Origin of the sequence: Enterobacter sp. Lyrl_3, assembly GCF_051948675.1 — a bacterium.
Lineage (GTDB): Bacteria > Pseudomonadota > Gammaproteobacteria > Enterobacterales > Enterobacteriaceae > Enterobacter > Enterobacter cloacae.
On record NZ_JAYJLI010000038.1, the window covers coordinates 1 to 6,357 of the forward strand.

Below are 6,357 nucleotides of genomic sequence, written 5' to 3' on the forward strand. Positions count from 1 at the left end.
AGTGGTGCCCGGACTCGGAATGAAACTGGATGTATAATCGTCTTGATTTATATGGTTTAATATCTGTTGTGAAAACTTAGTGGCCCCCTTGGAGGCCCCCGAATGAAAATCCTTAAAACAGGAGGTCGAACGGGAGTTTTCAGGACTCAGATTGCCATAACTGGAGATGGTAGTGTGGTGCCGCAGACCGGAATCGAATCAAGCGCCGCTCGTGTTTCACATGATTTATCTGGGCCGTTATCTCCAGTGGAATACGTTAAAGTAACCCGATAAAATTCACAGTTGTTTTTCTCTTCGAACTAATGAAGTGCAGGTGATTAGATGATGAGAGCATGCCCCCCGGTCATTCCATTGTTTGGCAACCACTTCGATGTGCTGAATCGCGGAATCGAACTTTAGCTATTTAGCGCCATCTTGCAGACAGGGTGTCTAAAGTGGAAAGTGCTACTTGCCTGAAGCAGCCAAAAGCCTCTTCCCAGGTGACTTGTTCGCCAAAAACCATCGGAGTAACAAATTGCTGGTAACGCATCTGATGAACAGGATTGTTCGCCAGTTCCTCCAGCCCCAGTTTCAGCTCTGCGACAGGTGAGTCGCAAAATTGTGGATACTGGTTGCCGTAGCGCTGGATATCCTGAACGATGGTTCTCTCAACAAAAGCAGTAAGCTGTGCTACGTCGACATTCCCTGCGTTCACAATGCACCAGGTATCGTAGATATGGCGAACCAGCGTGGTATCGTCAAAACGTTCAACATTGCGGGTGACAGCGGCTGTTCGTCGTAACATCGCTACTAATTTCTCTGCTTGTGTACTGGTTACGGTGACGGAAGGGAATGCCTGAACGATATGTGGTTTTTTCGTCATCTCGGTTACCAGCGAGTGAATATCCCGGGCTTCTGCTGACTCCAGCAAATCAGATTCCATCAGCTCCAGTTTGATAAAAGGCCGCAGACAGGGTTCCTGTGCCAGACGCTGAGGGTAACGAACCGGAATATCATTGTAACGATACTCATCCCGGGTCACTTTCTGGTCATCATCAACGCTGAACATACCGGTAGCGGTTATTGCGTCAGTGATTGACTGGATAACTGCTTTACGACTGGCTTTTCGCCTGGAGCGCGAAAGCGCCAGAAAGTAAGCGCCTGGAACCAGTTTGATATCCACGTCTTCTGACATTCGGTTCAGCACCACCCCGGATTTTGCCAGGGCAGTACCGCCAGCGAAAACCAGCTGGTGAGTATCGAACGACAATGTCTTAAGCAGAGCCAGAAGCTCAACGATATAGTGATCTTTTTCCACAATAGCGACGGACTCAATGCCGAGTGCATCAGCTACCTCCGAAAAAAGAGTAGTGAGGTCATCCATTCAGTTTGCTGTTTCCTACCGACAACACACGTTTAAAACGCGAGGGTGTTTTTATCCCTGCCGAAACAGGGATTTGCGTAGACTTACCGCTGTTGTATGCCTGTGTCGCGTCGGTAACGCGATAGCGTACCTTCAGTCGATCCAGCGTTTCAACGATCACCGCAGCGGAACCTCCGGGTGATGCAGGCATAAGCTTACCGGTGATACTGTTGCGGCGAGCTTTGGTGTACACGCCATAACCGACTTTCAACAGTTCACCTTCTTTAACCAGAGTTCGCAACGCTCTGCCAATCTGATCGTAGCCAGCAATATCTTTGAAATCATTGCGAGTGAAAACATAGCGCTTCGAGCGTTTCAGTCGTGACTGGATACGGGCTTTGGTCGTCATATTCTCCTCCTTTGTCTATTTTGTGATCATAGCAAAAATACGACACGTTTAACAGCAAACACACGACAGTGATATTACCTTGCGGCCAACGCGCCCGGATAGTGCCGGGCGATGATGTCATTCAGTTTATCGACCAGCTCTGGCCGCTTAAAGGTGATATGGGCCGTTCCCTTCTGAAAGTATTTGATCGCAAACATCTCGTCCTCGTAACGGGTATCGTGCCGGTTCTCATGGATATGGTCGCCCAGCCGACGGGTAACGTCAGCGCGGTTATCGGGGACAGGCTTGCCATCCAGAAGCATCAGCATGCGCTCCAGGTCAGCCAGTCGGTCACGCTGCCAGCACCAGTTAAGCCCAAATCCCCACCGGTCATATTTGACCAGCCCGCTAACGATGATTTTTGTGCCGAACTTGCAGGGGCTATTGGTCTTATAGTTCCAGGATAGCCCTTTAAATACATTGATTACACCCCGCTCAAACACCTCACCTTTATTCAGATGTAATTGCTCAAACGTACTGAGAATATTCTCTTCGCTGACCGCCGGAATATCGTCCTTTTCCAGACTGTTGTACCACTGCTCACGGGCAGCAGCATCCATCAGGCTTAGCATCCCCGACTTTTTCATTAAATCACGCCATATACCGCGATCGAGATTGCGGGTAATGGCTTTCATCGCTGTTTCTGGTTTCTCCATCAACCAGCAACCACAGCGGAAGTCCTGCTTCATGGACCAGTCCAGCGCAGTTTTACCGCCGATGCTGCGGGTTAGCGTCGAAATATCGTCAAGCTGCTGTATCAACGTTTCAATCTGCGCCAGTGCAGCGTTACGTCCGGTAACAATGCGCTCAATGCTGGTGGAGCAAATCACGTCGGTATGGTCGGTTAGTACTTCGGGTTCGGTGAGAGTAAGGTCTGACATCATTTCTTTCCTTATATAAAGCAAAGCGCCTGTCGGTGAGGACTGGCGCTTATGTGCGTGTGATAAGTCTGGCTCGGGGCTAATCTGTTCTGGCCTGTTGCAGAAGCTGCAGATGGCGGAGATCGCGAACGTCCTGTAATGCCTGTTCAATCCAGGGCAGTAGTGTGGCTGAATTGGTGTTGTCTTCGTCGTTGTCGAAGATGATCTCCGTACCGCAATCAATATTGTCCTGCAGCCACTTAATCAGAATGCTGAGAGCGGCTTCAGTGGTTAATTCTGGCATTAGAGCTCCTTGTGGTGGTTGAGGCTGGATTACCAGTCAAAAGTGGCAAAGTCGGGCAGTAGGTCGCCATCCGCATCCAGGTGCAGGATGTGGATGCCATAGAGTTGCATCAGCGTGACTACCAGACGGCGACAGGCTCCTGAGAGCCCAATCGCTTTCAGATGCAGCGCCGGGTGGTACCGCGCATTGAGCCGGAGTAAATATCCGTAGCCGGTATCGTGTATCCAGTCGCAGTGACCACATTCAGTAGCGGGTGATGATGCCTGCGCCAGTCGCTTGCTGTCCTCCCGGGTAATATGCGCGGTACTGCAGCAGATGCCCGGCAGGCATACCGAAGGGGCCAGCGGCACGGTTCTGATATCGGGTACGTGGGTCGTAGTGGTTAATCTCATGATGTTGTTTGTCCTGCCCGGTTACCAGTCGAAGGTGGCAAAGCCCGGCAGTAGTTCACCAAAGGCATCCAGATGAATTATGCCAGCAGCGTAGCGACGGATAAGCGTCACCACTAACCGGCGGCAGGATTTCGACAGGCCGAGACGTTTGAGACGTAAGACCGGAAACGACCACGCGCCCAGGTAGAGCAGATAACCCGAACCGGTGTACGAAATCCACTCCGACTCACCAAAGTCTTCATGCTGGTGCGAAAGGGTAAACAGCAGGGCGTTGTCTTCCGCCGTGATATGCGCGGTGCTGCACTGGATGCCGTTAACGCGGGCGAGGGGCGGCAGCGGATCTTCCACGACCAGCTTTCCGGGGGTATCAGCAATACGAAGCGAATAACCGTTGTCACAGACCACATTGATCAGGTCAGTCAGTTCAATACCGTCAATATCTACAGCGATCCGGCCCGCATTCAGGGCCAGAACGTTGAGGGTATCGGCTTCTACGGTGAGGGACAGCTTCATGGCTGCGCCTCACGGTATTTACCGGTGGTAATGTCGGTCACCGTTCTGTAGTCGTTGCGGGTCATCAGCCCGGTGGCTTTGCGGGCGCGGAGAATATCGATACTGCTGAGAAGCGGCGACTGTGTTTCTGCGTTAAAACCGCGACGGTCCGTACGAACCAGGTCGTATTTCTCCACGATAAAGTTCACGGCGTCGCACGGTGAGATACCGGCGTCGATATGCTCCTGAATCACACCGTCGTTGCCGAACGGCGTGTCGTTGAGCGTCAGGCCGTAGTGACGGTCCAGCAGGTGGCTCAGGAGCCGTTGCCAGATTTCCACGGGTAACGGGCGTGGTGAGGCCTCCCCCGTGGAGGATAGTCGTTGAATTTGCATAGCGGGATCTCTTTGTTAATGGGTTAAAAAGCGGGTAAGTAGTAAGACGTTTTACGCGGTTGCTGCCGGGGTCGGATAAATCGCTAGGTACACGTAACCATGCGAGCCGAGGGAGTCAGCGTCGCATGTCAGCCCTTTTGCGTAGAGCGTGACGCCGTGCTGATAGCGGGGATTGAGTTCACCGGACACCAGCATCAGTTCAAGCTGTTTCATCAGCAGCGGAAACGCCTGGTCGAGATGGCGTAAATCCGCATCGCTGAAGTTGCCTGTGATGCTGGCGCGATCGGCGAGATAGTGCAGCCGGTTGCCTTCCTGCACCAGACGAACGCCAAAACAGGGTGTGATATTGCGTTTAAGCCCCCACCAGGGTTCAGCAATATCGTGGTTGACTGCCGGTATTTCATTCGACAATTTTAGCGCTCCTTAAATTAACGTTAATTGAGCGTGACGCTGCGTAATACGACATACGGGCCGTTGCGGTCCTGACGGCGTTCTGCGAAGACCGCGAGTACACCGCTGATATCCTGGACCTCACGACCAGCGTAGTGGCAGACGCTGCCGGACCATTTGTATTTACCCGTGCAGAAGCGAAATAACCGGGACTGCGGATGCTGGCGGTATATCGCCATCGCCTGACGTTTGCTGATAATTTTCATAGGGTTAATCTCCTGCTGTGCTACAGCCAGCCTTGCTCTGCAAACGAGGTGATCTCCATACCGCCGACCACCAGGTGATCCAGCAGACGGATATCCACCAGATCCAGGGCCTGTTTCAGCCGTTCTGTTATTCGTTTGTCGGCCTGGCTGGGTTCGGCAAGCCCTGACGGGTGGCAATGGGCGACGATGATAGCGGCGCAGTTGTGTTTCAGACCGGATTTCACCAGTTCGCGGGGATGGACCTGCGTATGGTTGATGGTGCCGGTGAAGAGCGTTTCGTGGGCTATCAGGCGATGCTGGTTATCGAGGAAGAGCGCGGTAAATTCTTCCCGTTCCAGTGAAGCAAGCTGCAGACGAAGCCAGTCGCGGACGGCATGGCTGGAGGTAAATGACGCGCCGGGTTCGCGTAGCTGGCATGCCAGCAGGGTTAAGGCTTCCCTGACTGTCTGCTGCTCGGCAGGGGCTAATTCACGGGCAAACAACGGTAACTGTTGTTCCATAGTGGCTGACCTCAGTCGATGATGTACATGATGACGCTGCATTCCGCGTGGTTGAGCGCGTAGTCCCGCAGGCGGTAGTAGTGCTCTGTCATGGAGTCGCATTCGGTGCGGCAGGCGTGGTGGCTGTATGTCATCAGGCAAACGGCTATCCCGGCAGCTTCGGTGCTGAGTTCACCGCCGTTGCCGTTCATCGTGTTGAACAGCGACCACGGCTCACTGTTCTCTGCTTCCGGGGCCATAAACGCGCCGCCGTTGCTGAGCGTGTAAAAGTGCCAGATACCGCCGCTGTAGTCCGCGCAGAAGCGGTCCATCCACGCGAAAACGGTGGGTTCTAACGTGATCCACTGCGGTATGCTGCCGAAGTGCTGCGGCCAGAAGCTGACGCGGTTCTCATCGGTGACCTGTGTAGCGGTAATCTGCTGCTGAGCCGCAACAGGAACTGTTGCTTCGGGTGTGAATAGTGGCAGAGTGTTGTCGGTCATTTATGTCTTCCTCATTGGGGGTAATTTAACGGCATAAAAAAAGCGCCACAGGCGGTGAGCCAGGGCGCGGTTATTCATTTCGTGCGCTGTTGCTGATTTGTGTCGCGCGGCAGTGGGGGATGCTTTATATTGCGGCTCACCCGGCCTCAGATCGGGACAAACTGATGTGTCATATAGCCGCCGGTAGCCTCCATACCGGCATTTTTTATCGGATTCTGACACCGTGGCTGAGCAGATAGCGGTTAAGCCATTCCCCGGCATTTGCTTCAAAATTCCACCTCCGCCAGATTAATTGACCATCGCGGTCACGGATCACCAGCCGAAACTGGTTCCCCACGTCGTCTTCGATGGCTACGTTCTGGTACGCCGTCACCACGGCATCAGCCTGTCGACGGGTAAACTGGCCTTCTGGCAACAACGGGCTGTCGGTGTTGTGCATCGTCATCTCCTGATGAATGGCATAAAACAAAATGCCCCGCTCAGTGG

General features: G+C 53.2%; 12 protein-coding genes. All 12 read right to left on the bottom strand.

The window, feature by feature from the left end:
- Nucleotides 1–403: 403 nt before the first annotated feature.
- On the bottom strand, nucleotides 404–1,363 hold the full coding sequence (locus tag VF709_RS24500) for a nucleotidyl transferase AbiEii/AbiGii toxin family protein (protein WP_336243229.1): 960 nt from the start codon (nucleotides 1,361–1,363) through the stop codon (nucleotides 404–406).
- Nucleotides 1,356–1,751 carry a DUF6088 family protein gene (locus VF709_RS24505; protein WP_336243230.1) on the bottom strand — a complete coding sequence of 132 codons (396 nt, stop codon included), beginning with the start codon at nucleotides 1,749–1,751 and terminating at the stop codon, nucleotides 1,356–1,358. The genes VF709_RS24500 and VF709_RS24505 overlap by 8 nt, the downstream gene beginning before the upstream one ends.
- A 74-nt stretch (nucleotides 1,752–1,825) precedes the next feature.
- Nucleotides 1,826–2,671, bottom strand: coding sequence for a DUF4942 domain-containing protein (locus VF709_RS24510; RefSeq protein WP_440232440.1), 846 nt, complete (start codon nucleotides 2,669–2,671; stop codon nucleotides 1,826–1,828).
- Between the two features lie 79 nt (nucleotides 2,672–2,750).
- A complete protein-coding gene (locus VF709_RS24515) occupies nucleotides 2,751–2,954 on the bottom strand; it encodes a hypothetical protein (RefSeq protein ID WP_210500266.1) in 204 nt (67 codons plus the stop codon).
- A gap of 29 nt (nucleotides 2,955–2,983) precedes the next feature.
- A complete protein-coding gene (locus VF709_RS24520; protein WP_440232439.1) occupies nucleotides 2,984–3,346 on the bottom strand; it encodes a DUF5983 family protein in 363 nt (120 codons plus the stop codon).
- A 21-nt stretch (nucleotides 3,347–3,367) separates the two neighbouring features.
- Nucleotides 3,368–3,859, bottom strand: coding sequence for a DUF5983 family protein (locus VF709_RS24525; RefSeq protein ID WP_336243233.1), 492 nt, complete (start codon nucleotides 3,857–3,859; stop codon nucleotides 3,368–3,370).
- On the bottom strand, nucleotides 3,856–4,233 hold the full coding sequence (locus VF709_RS24530; protein ID WP_336243234.1) for a TA system toxin CbtA family protein: 378 nt from the start codon (nucleotides 4,231–4,233) through the stop codon (nucleotides 3,856–3,858). Before VF709_RS24530 ends, VF709_RS24525 begins: the two co-directional genes overlap by 4 nt.
- 51 nt (nucleotides 4,234–4,284) lie before the next feature.
- Nucleotides 4,285–4,644, bottom strand: a complete 360-nt coding sequence (locus VF709_RS24535; RefSeq protein ID WP_336243235.1) for a type IV toxin-antitoxin system YeeU family antitoxin — start codon at nucleotides 4,642–4,644, stop codon at nucleotides 4,285–4,287.
- A 23-nt stretch (nucleotides 4,645–4,667) separates the two neighbouring features.
- Nucleotides 4,668–4,889, bottom strand: coding sequence for a DUF987 domain-containing protein (locus tag VF709_RS24540; RefSeq protein ID WP_042894348.1), 222 nt, complete (start codon nucleotides 4,887–4,889; stop codon nucleotides 4,668–4,670).
- Nucleotides 4,890–4,909: 20 nt separating this feature from the next.
- On the bottom strand, nucleotides 4,910–5,389 hold the full coding sequence (radC, locus tag VF709_RS24545; protein WP_336243236.1) for a RadC family protein: 480 nt from the start codon (nucleotides 5,387–5,389) through the stop codon (nucleotides 4,910–4,912).
- 11 nt (nucleotides 5,390–5,400) lie between these two features.
- The gene (locus VF709_RS24550; RefSeq protein ID WP_336243237.1) at nucleotides 5,401–5,871 is read right to left on the bottom strand and encodes an antirestriction protein; all 471 of its coding nucleotides are present in this window, start codon (nucleotides 5,869–5,871) and stop codon (nucleotides 5,401–5,403) included.
- A 205-nt stretch (nucleotides 5,872–6,076) separates the two neighbouring features.
- Nucleotides 6,077–6,310 carry a DUF905 family protein gene (locus VF709_RS24555; RefSeq protein WP_336243238.1) on the bottom strand — a complete coding sequence of 78 codons (234 nt, stop codon included), beginning with the start codon at nucleotides 6,308–6,310 and terminating at the stop codon, nucleotides 6,077–6,079.
- Nucleotides 6,311–6,357: the final 47 nt, after the last annotated feature.